The 16,212-nt window shown below is 71.9% G+C and carries 16 protein-coding genes; 9 read left to right on the top strand and 7 right to left on the bottom strand.

What is annotated here, in order from left to right:
* Both OUY22_RS20070 and pepN read right to left on the bottom strand, forming a co-directional pair.
* On the bottom strand, window positions 1-795 hold a 795-nt coding region (locus OUY22_RS20070), incomplete at its 3' end, for a serine/threonine-protein kinase (protein WP_270156579.1).
* Between the two features lie 145 nt (window positions 796-940).
* The gene (pepN, locus tag OUY22_RS20075; protein WP_270156580.1) at window positions 941-3,469 is read right to left on the bottom strand and encodes an aminopeptidase N; all 2,529 of its coding nucleotides are present in this window, start codon (window positions 3,467-3,469) and stop codon (window positions 941-943) included.
* Between the two features lie 80 nt (window positions 3,470-3,549).
* Here pepN and OUY22_RS20080 point away from each other — a divergent pair, with 80 nt between their 5' ends.
* Window positions 3,550-4,170, top strand: coding sequence for a mycothiol-dependent nitroreductase Rv2466c family protein (locus tag OUY22_RS20080; RefSeq protein ID WP_270156581.1), 621 nt, complete (start codon window positions 3,550-3,552; stop codon window positions 4,168-4,170).
* Window positions 4,171-4,256: 86 nt separating this feature from the next.
* Window positions 4,257-5,660, top strand: a complete 1,404-nt coding sequence (locus OUY22_RS20085; RefSeq protein ID WP_270156582.1) for an aldehyde dehydrogenase family protein — start codon at window positions 4,257-4,259, stop codon at window positions 5,658-5,660.
* Between the two features lie 3 nt (window positions 5,661-5,663).
* On the opposite strand, the gene OUY22_RS20090 is transcribed toward OUY22_RS20085, so the two are convergent.
* Window positions 5,664-6,260 carry an SDR family oxidoreductase gene (locus OUY22_RS20090; protein WP_270156583.1) on the bottom strand — a complete coding sequence of 199 codons (597 nt, stop codon included), beginning with the start codon at window positions 6,258-6,260 and terminating at the stop codon, window positions 5,664-5,666.
* Window positions 6,261-6,269: 9 nt separating this feature from the next.
* On the bottom strand, window positions 6,270-6,755 hold the full coding sequence (gene def / locus OUY22_RS20095; RefSeq protein ID WP_270156584.1) for a peptide deformylase: 486 nt from the start codon (window positions 6,753-6,755) through the stop codon (window positions 6,270-6,272).
* Between the two features lie 105 nt (window positions 6,756-6,860).
* Between def and OUY22_RS20100 the strand changes: the two genes are divergently transcribed.
* Window positions 6,861-7,331, top strand: coding sequence for a ribose-5-phosphate isomerase (locus OUY22_RS20100; protein ID WP_270156585.1), 471 nt, complete (start codon window positions 6,861-6,863; stop codon window positions 7,329-7,331).
* Between the two features lie 3 nt (window positions 7,332-7,334).
* Here the strand turns inward: OUY22_RS20100 and OUY22_RS20105 are convergent, their stop codons facing one another.
* Both OUY22_RS20105 and OUY22_RS20110 read right to left on the bottom strand, forming a co-directional pair.
* The gene (locus tag OUY22_RS20105) at window positions 7,335-7,481 is read right to left on the bottom strand and encodes a hypothetical protein (protein ID WP_270156586.1); all 147 of its coding nucleotides are present in this window, start codon (window positions 7,479-7,481) and stop codon (window positions 7,335-7,337) included.
* Window positions 7,482-7,496: 15 nt separating this feature from the next.
* Entirely contained in the window at window positions 7,497-8,726 is a 1,230-nt protein-coding gene (locus OUY22_RS20110; protein WP_270156587.1) for a GNAT family N-acetyltransferase, read from the bottom strand.
* Between the two features lie 118 nt (window positions 8,727-8,844).
* Here OUY22_RS20110 and OUY22_RS20115 point away from each other — a divergent pair, with 118 nt between their 5' ends.
* The 6 genes from OUY22_RS20115 to OUY22_RS20140 all read left to right on the top strand — a co-directional run bounded on the left by OUY22_RS20115 (window position 8,845) and on the right by OUY22_RS20140 (window position 15,194).
* Window positions 8,845-9,960 carry a PP2C family protein-serine/threonine phosphatase gene (locus OUY22_RS20115; protein WP_270156588.1) on the top strand — a complete coding sequence of 372 codons (1,116 nt, stop codon included), beginning with the start codon at window positions 8,845-8,847 and terminating at the stop codon, window positions 9,958-9,960.
* Window positions 9,961-10,065: 105 nt separating this feature from the next.
* Window positions 10,066-11,370: a M50 family metallopeptidase gene (locus OUY22_RS20120; RefSeq protein ID WP_270156589.1), complete on the top strand. Its 1,305-nt coding sequence runs from the start codon at window positions 10,066-10,068 to the stop codon at window positions 11,368-11,370.
* A 155-nt stretch (window positions 11,371-11,525) separates the two neighbouring features.
* Window positions 11,526-12,446 carry an ABC transporter ATP-binding protein gene (locus OUY22_RS20125; protein WP_270156590.1) on the top strand — a complete coding sequence of 307 codons (921 nt, stop codon included), beginning with the start codon at window positions 11,526-11,528 and terminating at the stop codon, window positions 12,444-12,446.
* 26 nt (window positions 12,447-12,472) lie between these two features.
* Complete coding sequence (locus tag OUY22_RS20130; RefSeq protein WP_270156591.1) at window positions 12,473-13,243, top strand: ABC transporter permease; 771 nt, start codon at window positions 12,473-12,475, stop codon at window positions 13,241-13,243.
* Between the two features lie 44 nt (window positions 13,244-13,287).
* Window positions 13,288-14,544, top strand: coding sequence for a sensor histidine kinase (locus OUY22_RS20135; RefSeq protein ID WP_270156592.1), 1,257 nt, complete (start codon window positions 13,288-13,290; stop codon window positions 14,542-14,544).
* The gene (locus OUY22_RS20140; RefSeq protein ID WP_270156593.1) at window positions 14,541-15,194 is read left to right on the top strand and encodes a response regulator; all 654 of its coding nucleotides are present in this window, start codon (window positions 14,541-14,543) and stop codon (window positions 15,192-15,194) included. Before OUY22_RS20135 ends, OUY22_RS20140 begins: the two co-directional genes overlap by 4 nt.
* 26 nt (window positions 15,195-15,220) lie before the next feature.
* On the opposite strand, the gene OUY22_RS20145 is transcribed toward OUY22_RS20140, so the two are convergent.
* Window positions 15,221-16,210 carry a coiled-coil domain-containing protein gene (locus tag OUY22_RS20145; protein ID WP_270156594.1) on the bottom strand — a complete coding sequence of 330 codons (990 nt, stop codon included), beginning with the start codon at window positions 16,208-16,210 and terminating at the stop codon, window positions 15,221-15,223.
* Between the last annotated feature and the right edge of the window lie 2 nt (window positions 16,211-16,212).

Consider the following 16,212-nt stretch of genomic DNA (forward strand, 5'->3'; position numbering starts at 1 on the left):
CGCCATGTCCTCGGCGGAGGCGTGGCGGCCCTCCGGCGTCTTCTCCAGCGCCCTGGCCACCAGCTCGCGCGCCCCGGGCGGCACCTCGGGCGGCAGCGCCGGGACAGGCGCGTGCAGATGCTTGTAGATGATCTGGACCGGAGTCTCGCCCTGGAAGGGCAGGTGGCCGGTCAGGCACTCGTAGGCCACCACGCCCAGCGCGTAGAGGTCGACCGCCGGCGTGACCTCGCTGGAGGTGGCCATCTCGGGCGCGCAGTAGCCGGCCGAGCAGAGCATCGACCCGGTGGCGGTCAGCTGGCCGGCCGACGCCGAATGGGCGATGCCGAAGTCGGTCAGCGCCACCGACCCGTCGGGCCGTACGACGAGGTTGGCGGGTTTGACGTCGCGGTGCACGATGCCCTGCGCGTGGGCCGCGGCCAGCGCGTCGGCCACCTCGGCGACCAGCCGCATGGTGGCCTCGGGCCCGAGCGTGGCCCGGCGCAGCCGCTTGTCGAGCGACTCGCCGTCGACGAACTCCATCACCAGGAACGTCACGCGCCGGCCGCCGACGTCGCAGGCGCCGAAGTCGTACACGTCGACCACGCCCGGGTGGCGGAGCGTGGCCATGGCCCTGGCTTCGTTCTGGAACCGCTTGACGAAGGCGGCGTCCTCGCTCAGGGCCGGGATGAGCACCTTGACGGCCACCGTCCGGCCGAGCACCGTGTCGGTGGCGCGCCACACCTCGCCCATGCCGCCACCGCCGACGCGGTCGGTCAGCAGGTAGCGATCGTTCAGCGTGGTCCCGGAACCCAGCACGCCATCCAAGCTAACACCGGCTCGGAGGTGCGGCGTTCGAAACGACGGCGTCGTCACCGCATCGTTTCCCGAGGCAGGAGCCGTAGGGACGGGGCGGCGGACGCCCCCTCCCGGCGGAGGAAGGGGGTCCGTCGCGGCGGCCCGGCTACGCCGTGTCGCGGGCGCGGTTGCGCAGGGCGCGGCTCACGCCGTCGGCGCCTTCCAGGATGAGCCGGCGCAGCGCCTGCGGCGGCTGCTCCGCCTCCAGGTAGGCGTGCGCGGCCCGGACCGTCTCCTCCTCGATCAGCAGCGCGGGGAAGCACCCGACCGCGAACGTGGACGCCTGGTCGAACGTCCACTCCCGGTAGATCCGCCCCACCTCGGCGAAGTACTTCTCCCGGTAGGGCGCCAGGAGCTCGGGGTGGTTCGGGTCCTGGAACCCGTTGATCGTGGTGCGCGCGATGTGGTTGGGCAGCTCGCCGCCCGTGATGCGCTCCCAGGCCGCGGCCTTGGCCTCCGGCGTCGGGACGGTGGCCCGGCACAGCGCCGCGGAGCGCTCGCCGGTGGCCGTCGGGTCGCGGCGCAGCTCGGCCGCGATGTGGTCCTCGCCCAGCTCGCCGCCGCTGACCAGCGCGGCGATGAGGGTCCAGCGCAGGTCGGCGTCGACGGTCAGCCCTTCGGGCCCGCCGGTCCCGTCGAGGATGGCGCGCAGCAGGGCCAGGTCCTCGGGGGAGGTCGCGACGGGCGCGAACGCCTGGAGGAAGGCGAGCTGGTGGTCGGAGCCCGGCTCGGCCGCGGCCAGCAGCGCGCGCAGCTCGCCGGCCAGCAGCGCCAGCCCTTCGGGGCGCCACGCCGGGTCGGCGTACTGCTGGGCGGCCAGCCGCGCCTGGCGCAGCACGCTCTGCAGGACGGTCAGGTCGGTGACCGTGCCCACGCCGGAGGTCACCAGCTTGACGTAGTCGCGGGTGGGCATCTCGCCGTCACGGGTCATGTCCCAGGCCGCCGACCAGCACAGCGCCCGCGGCAGCGACTCGGTGAACGCGGCGATGCCGCCGTCGACGAGCGTGCGCAGCGATCGCTCGTCCAGCCGGATCTTCGCGTACGTGAGATCGTCGTCGTTGATCAGCACCAGGTCGGGCTGCTCCTCGCCGACCAGTTCGGCCACGGCGGTGCGGGCGCCCACCACGTCCAGTTCGACCCGCTTGGTGCGGGTGAGCTTGCCGCCGGCCATCGAGTAGAGGCCGATGGCCACCCGGTGGGAGCGCAGCGTGGGGTAGTCGGCCGGCGCCTCCTGGAGCACCTCGAACCGGGTGAACCTGCCGTCGGCCACCTCGAAGTCCGGTCGCAGCGTGTTGACCCAGGCGGTCTCCAGCCACTCCTTCGACCACGCCGACAGGTCACGGCCGGAGGTCCGCTCCAGCGCGGTGAGCAGGTCCTTCAGCTCGGTGTTCCCCCAGGCGTGCTCGTCGAAGTAGTCGCGCACGCCGGCCAGGAAGTTGTCCAGCCCGACGTAGGCCACGAGCTGCTTGAGCACCGAGGCGCCCTTGGCGTAGGTGATGCCGTCGAAGTTGACCTCGACGGCCTGCATGTCCGGGATGTCGGCGGCGATCGGGTGGGTGGACGGGAGCTGGTCCTGCCGGTAGGCCCAGGCCTTCTCGACGTTGGCGAACGTGGTCCACGCGCCCTTGCCCCACCGGGTGGCCTCGGCCTGGGCGAGCACGGACATGTAGGTGGCGAACGACTCGTTCAGCCACAGGTCGTCCCACCAGCGCATGGTGACCAGGTCGCCGAACCACATGTGGGCCATCTCGTGCAGGATGGTCTCGGCCCGCCGCTCCACCACCGCGTCGGTGACCCGCGACCGGAAGACGTAGTCCTCCAGGAACGTCACGCAGCCGGCGTTCTCCATCGCGCCCGCGTTGAACTCCGGCACGAACAGCTGGTCGTACTTGCCGAACGGGTAGCGGACCCCGAACACCCGGTGGAAGAAGTCGAACCCCTGGCGGGTGACCTCCAGGATGTTGTCGGCGTCGAGGTGCTCGGCCAGCGAGGCCCGGCAGTAGAGGCCCAGCGGGATGCCGTCGTGCTCGGACGTCACCTTGTGGTACGGCCCGGCCACCAGGGCGGTGATGTAGGTGGACATCACCGGCGTGGGGGGGAACGTCCAGCGCCTGGCGGCGCCCTCCTCGGTCACGGCGGAGGCCGCCGCGTTGGAGATCACCTCCCAGTCGGCGGGCGCGAGCACGGTCAGCTCGAAGGCGGCCTTGAGGTCCGGCTGGTCGAAGCAGGCGTACATCCGGTGGGCGTCGGCCGTCTCGAACTGGCTGTGCAGGTAGACCCGCTGGTCGACGGGGTCGACGAAGCGGTGCAGTCCCTCGCCGGTGCGCATGTAGACGCAGTCGGCGTGGACGAGCAGCTCGTTGGACCCGGCGAGCGCGGGCAGGGGGAAGCGGCCCTGTTCGGCGTCGTAGGCGGACACGTCGAGGTCCCCGCCGTTGAGCGTCACCTTGCGCACGGTCGCGCCGTGCAGGTCGACGAACGTGTCGGCGCCCGGCCTCGTGCAGGTGAAGCGCACCGTGGTCACGCTCTCGAAACGCTCGTCGCCCGTCGTCAGGTCGAGCGCCACCGCGTAAGATTCGACCTTCAACAGGCGGGCCCGCTCGCGTGCCTCGTCCCGGGTCAGGTTGCCTGCCAAGTTGGGCTCCTTTTCAACCACATCGTCGGGGTTCGCCGGATCCTGGAATAGGATTCGAACCTCCCCAGGTTATGGCCCACATGAGCGAGAAGACTCCTGTGGATCTGTGGTTCGATCCTTTCTGCCCGTTCGCCTGGGTGACGTCACGATGGCTTCTCGAAGTGGAGAAGGTACGCCCCATCGAGCCGCGCTGGCACATCATGAGCCTCAACGTACTCAACGAGGGCAAAGAAGTCCCTGAGGTCTACCGCGAGCAGATCGCCCGCGCCATCGGCCCGGTCCGGGTGGTGGCCGCGGCGGCCGCCAAGTACGGCGCGGACGTCGTCGGCCCTCTGTACACCGAGCTCGGCACCCGCTTCCACAACCAGCGCGCCCTCCACCGCCTCGGCGACCTGCGCGAGACGGTGAGCGAGGCGCTCGCCGCCGCCGGGCTCGACCCCGCGCTGGTCGACGCCATGGACTCCACCGAGTACGACGAGGCCGTGCGCCGCTCGCACGACACGGGCATCAACCTGGTCGGGCAGGAGGTCGGCACGCCGGTCATCCGCGTCGGCGAGAACGCGTTCTTCGGCCCCGTCATCTCCTCCGTGCCGCGCGGCGAGGACGCGGGCCGGCTGTGGGACGGCGTCCTGCTGGTCACCGGCTTCGACGACTTCTTCGAGCTCAAGCGCACCCGTACGCGCGACCCCCGGTTCGACTGACCCGGCACCCCCGCCGGTGGGGGTCAGGTCACGCTGAGGCGGCCCGCCATCTCGCCATGTGACGCCGGGCGGGCCAGGATGGGGACATGCGTGAGCTATACATCGGCGGTGCGTGGGCCGCCTCAGCCTCCGAAGAGGCCATCGACGTCGTCAACCCGGCCACCGAGGAGATCATCGACCGGGTGCCCGCGGGCGTCCCGGCCGACGTCGACGCCGCGGTGACGGCCGCGCGGGGCGCCTTCCCCGGCTGGTCGGCCCTGCCGCCCGCCGAGCGGGGCAAGCTGCTGGCCGCGGCGGCGGAGCTGCTGAAGGAGCGGGCCGACGAGGTGGCCAGGACGATCGCCACCGACATGGGCTCGCCGCTCGGGTTCGCGCTGAAGGTGCAGACGCTCATGCCCGCCGGGGTGCTGGCCTCCTACGCCCGGCTGGCCGAGAGCCACCCGCGCGAGACCCGCGTGGGCAACTCGCTGGTGGTCAAGGAGCCGGTCGGGGTGGTGGCCGCGATCACCCCGTGGAACTATCCGCTGCACCAGATCGTGGCCAAGGTCGCCCCGGCGCTCGCCGCCGGCTGCACGGTCGTGCTCAAGCCCAGCGAGGTGGCGCCGCTGGCCGCGTACGCGCTGGCCGGCATCTTCCACGAGGTGGGCCTGCCCGCCGGCGTGTTCAACCTGGTCAGCGGGCGTGGCCCGGTCGTCGGCGAGGCCATGGCCGCCCACCCCGAGGTCGACATGGTCTCCTTCACCGGCTCCACCGTCGCCGGGCGGCGGGTGGCCGCGCTGGCCTCCGACGGCGTCAAGCGGGTGGCGCTGGAGCTCGGCGGCAAGTCCGCGAACGTCATCCTGCCCGACGCCGACCTCGGCGCGGCCGTCAAGGTGGGCGTCGCCAACTGCTTCATCAACGCCGGGCAGACCTGCTCGGCGCTGACCCGCATGATCGTCCACCGGGACCTGTACGACGAGGCCGTCCGCCTGGCCGTCGCGGCGACCGCCAAGTACACCGTCGGCGACCCGTTCGACGAGACCACCCGGGTCGGCCCGCTGGTGTCGGCGGCGCAGCGCGACCGGGTGATCCGCTACATCAACCGCGGTCAGGAGGAGGGCGCCCGGCTGGTGGCGGGCGGCGCCGACCGGCCGCTGCCGCGCGGCTTCTACGTCGAGCCGACCGTCTTCGCCGGGGTCGAGCCCGGCATGGTGATCGAGCAGGAGGAGATCTTCGGCCCGGTGCTGTCGGTCATCCCCTACACCACCGAGGACGAGGCCGTCGAGATCGCCAACGGCACCCCGTACGGGCTGGCCGGGGCGGTGTGGGCGGCCACCGAGGAGCGCGCCGTCGCGGTGGCGCGCAGGCTGCGCACCGGGCAGGTCGCCGTCAACGGCGGCGCCTTCAACCCGATGGCGCCCTTCGGCGGCTACAAGCGCTCCGGCGTCGGCCGCGAGCTGGGGGAGCACGGGCTGGAGGAGTTCTTCGAGATCAAGGCGCTGCAGCTCTAGCCGCTACAGCATCATCCCGCCGGTGGCCCGGATGCTCTGCCCGGTGATCCATCGCCCGTCCGGGCCGGCCAGGAACGCCACCACGGCCGCCACGTCGCCGGGCGTGCCCAGCCGTCGCAGCGCGGTGAACTCCGGTGCCCGCTCCAGCGCCTCCGGCGGGTTGGCGGCGCGCAGCATGTCGGTGTCGGTCGCGCCCGGCAGCACGTTGTTGGCCGTGATGCCGCGCCCGCCCAGCTCCCGCGCCGCCACCTTGGCGAACTGCTCCACGGCGGCCTTGGTGGCGGCGTAGAGCGCGATGGCGGGCGCGGGGACCTCGGTGTTGAGCGTCGAGACGTTGATGATCCGGCCGCCGTCGCGCATCACCCTGCCCGCCCACTGGACGGTCAGGAAGACGGCCCGGGTGTTGACCGCGAACATCCGCTCGTACAGCTCCGGCGTCACGTCGGCGATCAGCGCCGGCCCGGTCTCGGCGGCCGCCGCGTCCTGCCGGTAGCTGAAGACCACCTCGGCCCCGTCGGCCGTCAGCCGCTCCACCACGGCTCTGCCGATGCCGCGCGAGCCCCCGGTCACCAGCGCGCCCTTCCCGGAAAGCACAGTCATGCGCCCACCCTAGGTTCGGAGCATGATCTCGCGCGCGTCGTTCTTCGGCAGCCGGTCCACGAACAGCCGGCCGTCGAGATGGTCGGTCTCGTGCTGGAAGCAGCGGGCCAGCGAGCCGCGCGCGCTGATCCGTACGGGCCGCTCCAGCCGGTCGACCCCCGCGACCGTCACCCCGGCGGCGCGGGCCACCGGCGCGTAGGCCGGCAGCTTCGTCCGCCGGTCGGGCACCGACAGGCAGCCCTCCTCCTCGACGACCTCCGCCGGGTCGTCCACGGTCAGCACCGGGTTGATCACGTGGCCCTTGCGCCCGCTGATGTCGTAGACGAACAGCCGGCGCCCGACGCCGATCTGCGGGCCCGCCAGGCCCACCCCGTCGGCCGCGTACATCGCCTCGAACATCTCGTCGATCAACCGGCGCAGCTCGCGGTCGAAGCTCCCGACGGGCTCGGCGGGCGTGCGCAGGACCGGATCGCCGAGCACGCGGATCTCGCGCATGGGGGATCCCCTCTCAGTAAGGACCAGTGGCCAATAGTGTTCCTTACTCTAGCGATCGGGGCCGCGGTCGGAGCCGCCTCGGCCCCGCTGTGGAAGACTGGTCACGTGCGTGTCTACATCGGTGCCGACCATGCCGGCTATGAGCTGAAGAACCACCTGGTGTCATGGCTGAAGGGCCAGGGTCACGAGGTGAACGACTGCGGTCCCTTCGTGTACGACGCGGAGGACGACTATCCCGTCTTCTGCCTGCGCGCCGCCGAGGGCGTGGCGGGCGACCCCGGGAGCCTCGGCGTGGTCATCGGCGGCTCGGGCAACGGCGAGCAGATGGCCGCCAACAAGGTGCGCGGCATCCGCGCCGCGCTGGCCTGGAGCGAGGAGACCGCCTCGCTCGCCCGCGAGCACAACAACGCCAACGTCGTCTCGATCGGCGCGCGCATGCACTCCACGGAGGACGCGACACGGTTCGTCGAGGTCTTCCTCACCACCGCGTTCTCCGGCAGCGAGCGCCACAGCCGCCGCATCGCCCAGGTCGAGGCCTACGAGACCATCGGGCAGCTGCCCTCGCTCCCCGGCTGAGGGCTAGGACCGTTTCCTGCCCTCGCGCCTGGGCATCTCGTCGCGCAGGGGCCGCCGGTCGGCGGCCTCCTGCTGCTCCTTCGACGGGCGCGACACCTCACGCGCGCGCATCGCCGTGATCGCGGTGATCTGCAAGCTCTGCAGGGCCATGCCCATGACTGTACGTCAGAAGATGAGGCCCGACCACGGCTTCGGCTGCCAGCCCATCGCGGTGGCCAGCGCCCGCACCGCGCCCGGCGTGCGCTCGCCCACCAGCCCGGCCGCGTGCATGGTGGCCAGCGCCCCCTCGCCCAGGTAGGCCGAGCCCAGCGCGGCCACGTCCAGCGTGACGTCCGGGCTCTCGTCCACCTGCTTGCACTCCGCCCCGGCGGTGTCGGCGCGCAGCCGCCAGCGGCCAGCGTTCCACGGGCACGTCGCGTCGGCGACCTCCAGCACCAGGTCCACCGGCGCCGCGTAGGCCCGTCCCTCCAGCGCCCTGTCGACCTGTACGAGACGTACCCACAGCTCGTCCGACCAGGTGGCGTGGAGCTGGCGCTGATCGGCGATCAGCGCGAACAGCGGATCGTCCACGGGCCTGCCGTAGGCCAGCACCTTCGTCACCAGGTCGCGGTCGAGAACCCCGCGCCACAGCAGCGCGTACGCGGCCGGGTCGGCGGCGAACAGCTCCTGCAGCCGCAGCTCGCAGTCGGGCATCCCGCTGTCGTCCCAGCCGCTCTTGACCCGGAACAGCGCGTAGCCGCGCACCCCGTCGCCGTCCTCGGCCAGCAGCGACCGCAGCGGCCCGAGGCCGCTCTGGTCGAACTCCTCATCGCCCAGGACCGAGTCCCAGAACGCCGGCGAGCGGTCGTACAGGCCGGGCCGCGAGTCCGCGACGGAGGCGAACAGGCGCTCGTACTCCGCCCGCGCCTCGGCGGGCCTGACCACGCGCAGCCGCAGCGACGGGTCGGCCGGGGCCCCCCGGACGAACGCCCCGCCGTGCCGGGGGATCTTGAACGACATCAGCCCCGCGGCGCGGCCGTACCCGTACCGGCCGTAGATCGGCGCCTCCGACGCGTACAGGGCCGCCACCGCCTCGCCGCGCTCACGCACGTCGGCGAGCTGCCTGCGCATCAGCGCCGACAGGATGCCGCGGCGGCGGTGCGAGGGAAGCACGGCCACGGCGGTCACGCCCGCGACGGGAAGCCGCGCGCCGGGGACGGTCATGGTGAAGCTGTACACCGACGTCGAGGCCACCATGGTGTCACCGTCGAAGGCGGCGAGCGTGCGGTCGAACTCGGTCTGCGCCTTCCACCGCTCCGCCTGGCGCGGGTGCGGTGACCAATTGAAAGCCTCGGCGAGCACGTCGCTGAACGCGGGCCACTCGCTCTCGTCGATCGGACGGATGGGGTGCGTCATCCGTCCACGGTACGAGCCGGACCTGTGAGGCGGCCACCGATTAACCAGGGATGATGATCAAGGTCTTGGTCAAGTCGGCTGCCCAAACCAGAGCCGGACCGATACAGTCGAGCGCATCATGAGTACCCGACCGGCGCCGCTGATCCCGCCACGGGTCCGTGCGGTCCTCGTGCGGGTGCCGCTCCTGGTGCGGCTCGTCCGGTTCGTCCGGCGGGGACCGCTGGCCAGGGACCGCAACCTCCTGATCACCCTGACGGTGGTGACGGTCGTCGTCGGGCTGCTCGCCGCCCAGGTGTCCACCGAATGGTTCTCGCCCTCCCTGCTCATCCTGGTCACCCTGGTCGGCGGCCTCCAGCTCCGGCTGCGCAGCCTGGTCGTGCTGCTGGTCGCGGTGTCGGTCTCGCTCGGCTACCTCGCCGTCGCGCTCGGCCCCGGCAGCGTCGGCGTCGGCCTCGCCGTGACCATCGGGTTCACCGCCGTGCTGGCCCTGCTCATGGCCCGCACCCGCGGCAAGCTCGGCGTCCAGGGCCTGCGCGGCGACGCCATGCTGCTGGAGCTGCGCGACCGGCTCAAGAGCCAGGGCGAGCTGCCCCCGCTGCCCAAGGACTGGGGCGGCAAGGTCGTGCTCAAGCAGGCCGGCGGCTCCTCCTTCGGCGGCGACTTCCTGGTGTCCATGCGCGACGGCGACCAGGTGGACATCGCGCTGGTCGACGTCTCGGGCAAGGGCGTCGACGCCGGCACCAGAGCGCTGCTGCTGTCGGGCACGTTCGGCGGGCTGCTCGGCTCCGTCGACGACTTCCTGCCCGCCTGCAACGCCTACCTGCACCGCCAGCGCGGCGACGAGGGGTTCGTCACCGCCGTGCACGTCCGGCTCGACCTGGCCACCGGCGCCTACACCATCACCTCCGCCGGCCACCCGCCGGTGGTCAAGTTCGACGCCGGCACCGGCAACTGGAAGGTCGCCTCCGCCAAGGGCGTGGTCCTCGGCGTCGTGCCCGACCTCCACTGCGAGCCCGAGACCGGCACCCTGCACAAGGGCGACGCGCTGCTGCTCTACACCGACGGGTTGATCGAGCAGCCCGGCCGCGACATCGACGCCGGGCTCGACCGGCTGCTCGGCGAGGCGGAGCGGCTGCTGCCCTCCGGGTTCCGCGACGGGGCGCGGGCGCTGGTCAACGCCATGGCCTCAGGCCACAACGACGACTGCGCGCTGGTGCTCATCTGGCGCCCGTAGGTCAACGGCTCGGCCCGCATACCGTCAAGGTCGGGTAAGCGTCCGCGGGCGGTCAGGTCGACTAGTCTTGGAACGTCGAGTTCACCCGGCCTGGAGCGCGCTTATATGGACTGGCTCTTCCTCCTGGGGATCGCCATCTTCTTCGTCGGACTGATGGTGTCCATCGGGTTGCACGAGATCGGCCACCTCCTGCCCGCCAAGCTCTTCGGCGTCAGGGTGACCCAGTACATGGTCGGCTTCGGGCCCACCCTGTGGTCCCGGCGCACGGGCGAGACCGAGTACGGCATCAAGTGGCTGCCCCTCGGCGGCTACATCCGCATGATCGGCATGCTGCCGCCCAAGCCCGGCGACGACCCCGGCAAGGTCCGCGGGGGCTCCACCGGGCCGTTCCAGAGCCTCATCGAGACCGCCAGGGAAGCGGCCCTGGAAGAGGTCAGGCCCGGCGACGAGAACCGCGTCTTCTACCGCAAGAAGTGGTGGCAGAAGGTCATCGTCATGTCCGGCGGCCCGGCGATGAACTTCGTGCTGGCCTTCTTCCTCTACACGCTCCTGCTGGTCGGCATCGGCCTGCCCACCTACGCGCCCGTCGTCTCGCCCGACACCAACACCTGCGTGATCCCGATCAGCGAGCAGCGCACCGAGTGCCGCCCCGGCGACCGGCCCACCCCCGCCTCCCAGGCCGGGCTCAAGGCCGGCGACAAGATCGTCTCTCTCGACGGTCAGCGGATCGAGACGTGGGACGACGCCACCCGGATCATCCGCTCCCACGGCGCCGGCCCCGCCGAGCTGGGCATCATCCGCGACGGCAAGGCCATGACGCTGCAGACCACGCTCATCGCCCAGGACCGGCCCAAGCCCGGCCAGCCCGACGTGATCGAGAGGAACGTCGGCTTCCTCGGCGTGCTGCCCACCGAGGTCATGCAGCAGCAGAGCTTCGGCGAGGTCTTTCCCTACATGGCCGAGCTGACCGGCCGCGTCGCCGTCTCCCTGGTCAACCTGCCGGAGAAGATGGTCGGCGTCTGGGACGCCGCCTTCTCCGGGGCGGAGCGCGACCCCGAGGGGCCGGTGGGCGTCGTGGGCGCGGGCCGCATGGGCGGCGAGATCCTCGCCTCCGACCTGACCGGCGTGCAGAAGCTGTTCGTCTTCGTCAACCTGCTGGCCGGGTTCAACCTGGCGATCGGCATGTTCAACCTGATCCCGCTGCTGCCCCTCGACGGCGGCCACATCGCGGGCGGGCTCTGGGAGGGCGTCAAGCGCGCCTGGGCGCGGATTCTGCGCCGCCCCGAGCCGTCCTACGTCGACATCGCCAAGGTGCTGCCGCTGACCTACGCGCTGGCCATCGTCATGATCGTCATGGCCGGCCTGCTCGTCTACGCCGACCTGATCAACCCCCTGCGCCTCACGGGCTGACCGCCGGGCCGCCCGCCCTGACGCCCCCGGCGCGGCAGGGCCATCCACCGAACGGCTGAGCCCGGTCCCGTCCCCTGGTCGATGGTGGAAAGGTGCTGGTCGTAGCAGGCTGAACGCGTAACCGCCGACGGGCCGAGCCCCGAGAGGACGCGCGCATGCCACCAGTGATCGAGGTACGCAACCTCCACAAACGCTATGACGACAAGGTCGCGGTCGACGACGTCTCGCTCACCGTCCAGGAGGGCGAGATCTTCGGGATCCTCGGCCCGAACGGCGCGGGCAAGACGACGACCGTGGAGTGCGTCGAGGGCCTCCGCACCCCGGATCGCGGTGAGATCAGGGTGCTCGGGCTCGACCCGCTCCGGGGCCGCGCCGAGCTGACCCGGCGGCTCGGCGTCCAACTGCAGGCCGGCCACCTCCCCGAACGGCTCCAGGTCGCCGAGGCCCTGGAGCTCTACAGCTCCTTCTACCCCGAGCCCGCCGACTGGCGCGCGCTGCTGGACGGCCTCGGCCTGGCGGAGAAGGCGAAGACCAGGTACGCCAAGCTGTCCGGCGGCCAGAAGCAACGGCTCTCGATCGCGCTGGCGCTCGTCGGCAACCCCCGGGTGGCGATCCTCGACGAGCTCACCACCGGCCTCGACCCGCAGGCCCGGCGCGACACCTGGGACCTGATCGAGGGCGTGCGCTCCCGCGGGGTGACGATCGTGCTGGTCACCCACTTCATGGAAGAGGCCGAGCGGCTGTGCGACCGGCTCGCGCTCATCGACGCCGGCCGCGTCGTCACGGTGGACACCCCGGCGGGGCTGACCGAGCGGGCGCGCGCCGGGCAGCGGATCCGGTTCCGCCCGTCCAGGCCGCTGGACGAGCGCCTGCTGACGAGCCTGCCCGACGTCTCCGCCGTTACCCGCCGGGGCGAGCTGGTCATCGTCGACGGCAACGACGACGCGCTCAACGCCGTCACCACCGTGCTGGCCCGCAACGGGATCGTCGCCGAACAGCTGCGTGTCGAGCAGGCGAGCCTGGAGGACGCGTTCGTCCAGCTGACCGGCAAGCGCCTCGACGCCGACCCCCGGTGATGGATCACAGAGAGGACCTCGTACCCATGACAGTCCTGCCCACCGCCGCGCCCCTCGGTTCCGCGACGTGGCGGCTCATCAAGGCCGAGAGCACGTTGTCCGTCCGGGACAAGGTCGGTCCCTTGTGGGGGATCGGCTTCCCGCTGCTCCTGTTGATCATCCTCGGCAGCGTCCCCGATCTGCGGGAGCAGGTGGAGAACGGCGGCGGCCTGACGTACTTCGACCTCTACGTCCCGGTGCTCATCCTGTTCAACCTGGCCGTCCTGGCCACGGCCTCCCTGCCGGTCACGCTCGCGGGATACCGCGAGACCGGCGTGCTGCGGCGCATGCGGACCACGCCGGTCGGCCCGGCCCGAGTGCTCGCCGGCCAGCTCGTGGCGAACTTCGCCATCGCGGTCATCGCGATGGTCCTGTTCCTCGCGGTGGCCGGGGCCGGTTTCGGCGTCGACCTGCCGCGGCACCCTCTCGGCTTCGTCCTCGCGTGGCTGCTCGCGGCGGCCGCGCTGCTCGCGATCGGCCTGCTGATCGCCGCTGTCGCGCCCGGCCGGGGCCCGGCCACGGCGATCGGCACGGTGCTGTTCTTCCCGATGATGTTCTTCGCCGGACTCTGGGTGCCGATCTCCCAGATGCCGCCGCTGCTGCGGGACATCGCCCCCTACACCCCGCTCGGCGCGGGCATGGGGGCGTTCCAGGACGCCTACCAGGGTCACTTCCCGTCGGCCGGGCCGCTGCTGACCCTGGCGGCCTACGCGGTGGTGAGCGCGTTCGTCGCCGTCCGCTGGTTCCGCTGGGAATAGACGCGAGGAAGGACACGGGCATGGAATCCCGCGGGGAGAGAGCCGTGAGCTGGAGGATCTCGCAGCAGCCGCCGTTCGTCCTGGTCAACGTGGTGCCGTACGCGCTGCTGGCGCTCGCCGTCGCGATCCTGCTGATCGCGGAGGACTGGGCGGGCGCCTCCCCGCTTCTCGACCTCGGCCTGTGCGCCCTGGCCGCCGGGTGGATGCTCGGCATGTACGGCCTGCGTCCCGGCTGGCGGGACCGGCCGCGGATCATGGCGGTGTTCGTCGCGGGACTACTGGTGATCACCGGGGTCCTGGTCGCCCGCCACCCCGTCTTCGGGCTCTTCACCCCCGCCGCCTACATCTACTCCTTCACGGCCCTGCCCTGGCCGTGGCGGCTGCTGGGGGTGGCCGGCGCGGCGGTCCTCGCCGGTACGGCGCAGGCGTCCGGCATCCCCAGGACGGACGCACTCGGCGTGAGCATGCACGTGATCATCGTCGTCTTCAACCTCGCCCTGATGTGCGCGTGCGCCTGGGCCCTGTGGCTCGCCGAGCGGGAGGAGGAACGCCGCGAGCAGCTCCTCGGCGAGCTGAACCGGACGAACCGGCTGCTGCAGGCGTCGCTCGCCGACAACGCCGGGCTGCACGCCCAACTGCTCGCCCAGGCCAGGGAGGCGGGAGTGCTCGACGAACGCCGGCGGATGGCCCGCGAGATCCATGACACGCTGGCGCAGGGGCTCACCGGCATCATCGCGCAACTCCAGGCGGCCGAGCAGACGCACGAGGTCCCGGCGCCGTGGCGCCGGCCCTTCGACGCCGTCACGAACCTGGCCAGGGAGAGCCTGGCCGAGGCGCGGCGCTCGGTCGACGCGCTGCGGCCCGAGCCGCTGCGGACCGCGCGTCTGAGCGACGCGCTCGCCGACGTCGCCGGCCGGTGGTCGAAGCTGCACGGGCTCCCCGTCCGGGTCACGACGACCGGCACGGTGCGGCCGATGACGCCGGAGGCCGAGTTCGCGCTGCTGCGCACGGCGCAGGAGGCCCTGGCGAACGTGGCCAGGCACGCGCACGCGACCAGGGTCGGGGTGACGCTGTCCTACCTGGAGCACGAGGTCGCGCTGGACGTACGCGACGACGGCAAGGGCTTCGACCCGGCGGCTCCCGGCACCGGGCCGGCCACGACCGGCGGCGGCTTAGGCTTGACCATCATGCGTCAGCGCGTCGAAGGACTGTCCGGCACCCTGCGGATCGAATCCGAGCCGGGCGCCGGCACCGGGATCTCCGCCTGCCTTCCCACTCCGCCGCCCGGGAGCCACGCATGACCGACACCCCGATCCGCTTGGTGATCGCGGACGACCATCCCATCGTCAGGGACGGGCTGAGCAGCATGTTCGCCTCCGCTCCCGGGTTCGAGGTGCTGGGCGAGGCCGCCGACGGCGCCACGGCCGTACGCCTCGCCCAGGAGCTCCGGCCCGACGTGATCCTGATGGACCTGCGCATGCCCGGCATGGACGGGCTGACCGCGATCACCGAGCTGGCCAGGCTCGGCGTGACCGCGCGCGTGCTGGTGCTGACGACGTACGACACCGACACCCACGTCCTGCCGGCGATCGAGGCGGGAGCCACCGGCTACCTGCTCAAGGACTCACCCCGGGAGGAGCTGCTGCGAGGCGCGCGGGCCGCCGCCAGGGGCGAGAGCGTGCTGTCCCCCTCGGTGGCGGCGCGGCTGCTGAACCGGGTCAGGACACCCGCGCCGCAGTTGCTCAGCCCGCGGGAGCAGGAGGTCCTCGAACTCGTGGCGGCCGGCAACACCAACCGTGAGGCCGCCGCCCGGCTGTTCATCACCGAGGCCACGGTCAAGAGCCACCTGCTGAACATCTACGCCAAGCTCGGCGTGGGGGACCGCGCCGCCGCCGTCACGGAGGCGTTCCACCGAGGCCTGCTCGTCCCGCGCACGCCCGGACAAACCTGAACCGGGCCGTCCCGCTCGTCCCCTTCTCAGTGCATCGAGATGTGGACGTGGTCGAAGTGGTTCTCGGTGATGCTGCCGCGGTTGGACATGCCGCTCCAGCCCGAGCCGTGGTTGATGCGCTGCTTCCAGATCACGTACTTCACGCCCAGCTTGGCGCGGTTCGCGATGGCCCACTCGGCGATGCGGTCGCCCAGCGTCGCGTTGGTGGCCGTCGGCATCGAGCCGCCCGTGCTCATCATGAAGTCGCAGGCTCGTCCCAGCGGATGCTCACCGCTCGATCCGCCGCGGAAGCAGCCGACGCTGAACGGCAGCGCGAAGTTCTTCGCGATCTCCGTCTTCATCAGGCGGGTACGCGGCGTGATGTTGTCGGAGCCCGACGGGAGCTGCGGCGCCCAGCTGCCGTCGGAACGGCGGCCGGTGGCGAACGGCACCAGGTCCTCCAGCTTCTTCTGGATGTCCTTGATGACCCCCTCGGCCTCCTCACGCTGGTCCACCACGTCGGCGGCGTCGGCCTCGATCTTCGCGGCCAGCTTGGCGGCGTCGTCGACCGCCTTCTTCTTCTCGTCGCGGGCCCCGGCCACCTTGTCGACCAGCGCCTGCTGCTCGGCCGTGAGCTGCTCCAGCAGGGCCGCGCCGCGGCCGTCCGGCAGCGTCAGCAGGGCGGGCAGCTGCATGCCGCCGTTCTGGTACTGCAGCAGGGCCAGCTCGGCGACCCGCTGCTCGGCCTCCGACAGCTCCGCCTCGGCCGTGACCAGCCGCTTCTCGGCGTCCTCGGCGGCCTTGCGGGCGTCGGCCAGCTCGACGCGCTTGAGGTTGTAGCGCTCGATCAGGCCGTCGACCTTCGCGTTGAGCTGCTTCAACTCCTTGCGCAGCTCCTGCTCCGTCGGCTTGGGGTCCGCCGCCGCGGGCGCGGCCGTGAGCGAGGCCAGCGTCAGCGTGGTCAGGACTGGAGCGAAGGCCACCGCCGCGGCGGTGACGAAACCGATGGCTTGGTGCGCGGGGGACGCTGCCGCCACGT

The sequence above is a fragment of the Nonomuraea corallina genome (assembly GCF_027620315.1).
Classification (GTDB): Bacteria; Actinomycetota; Actinomycetes; order Streptosporangiales; family Streptosporangiaceae; genus Nonomuraea; species Nonomuraea corallina.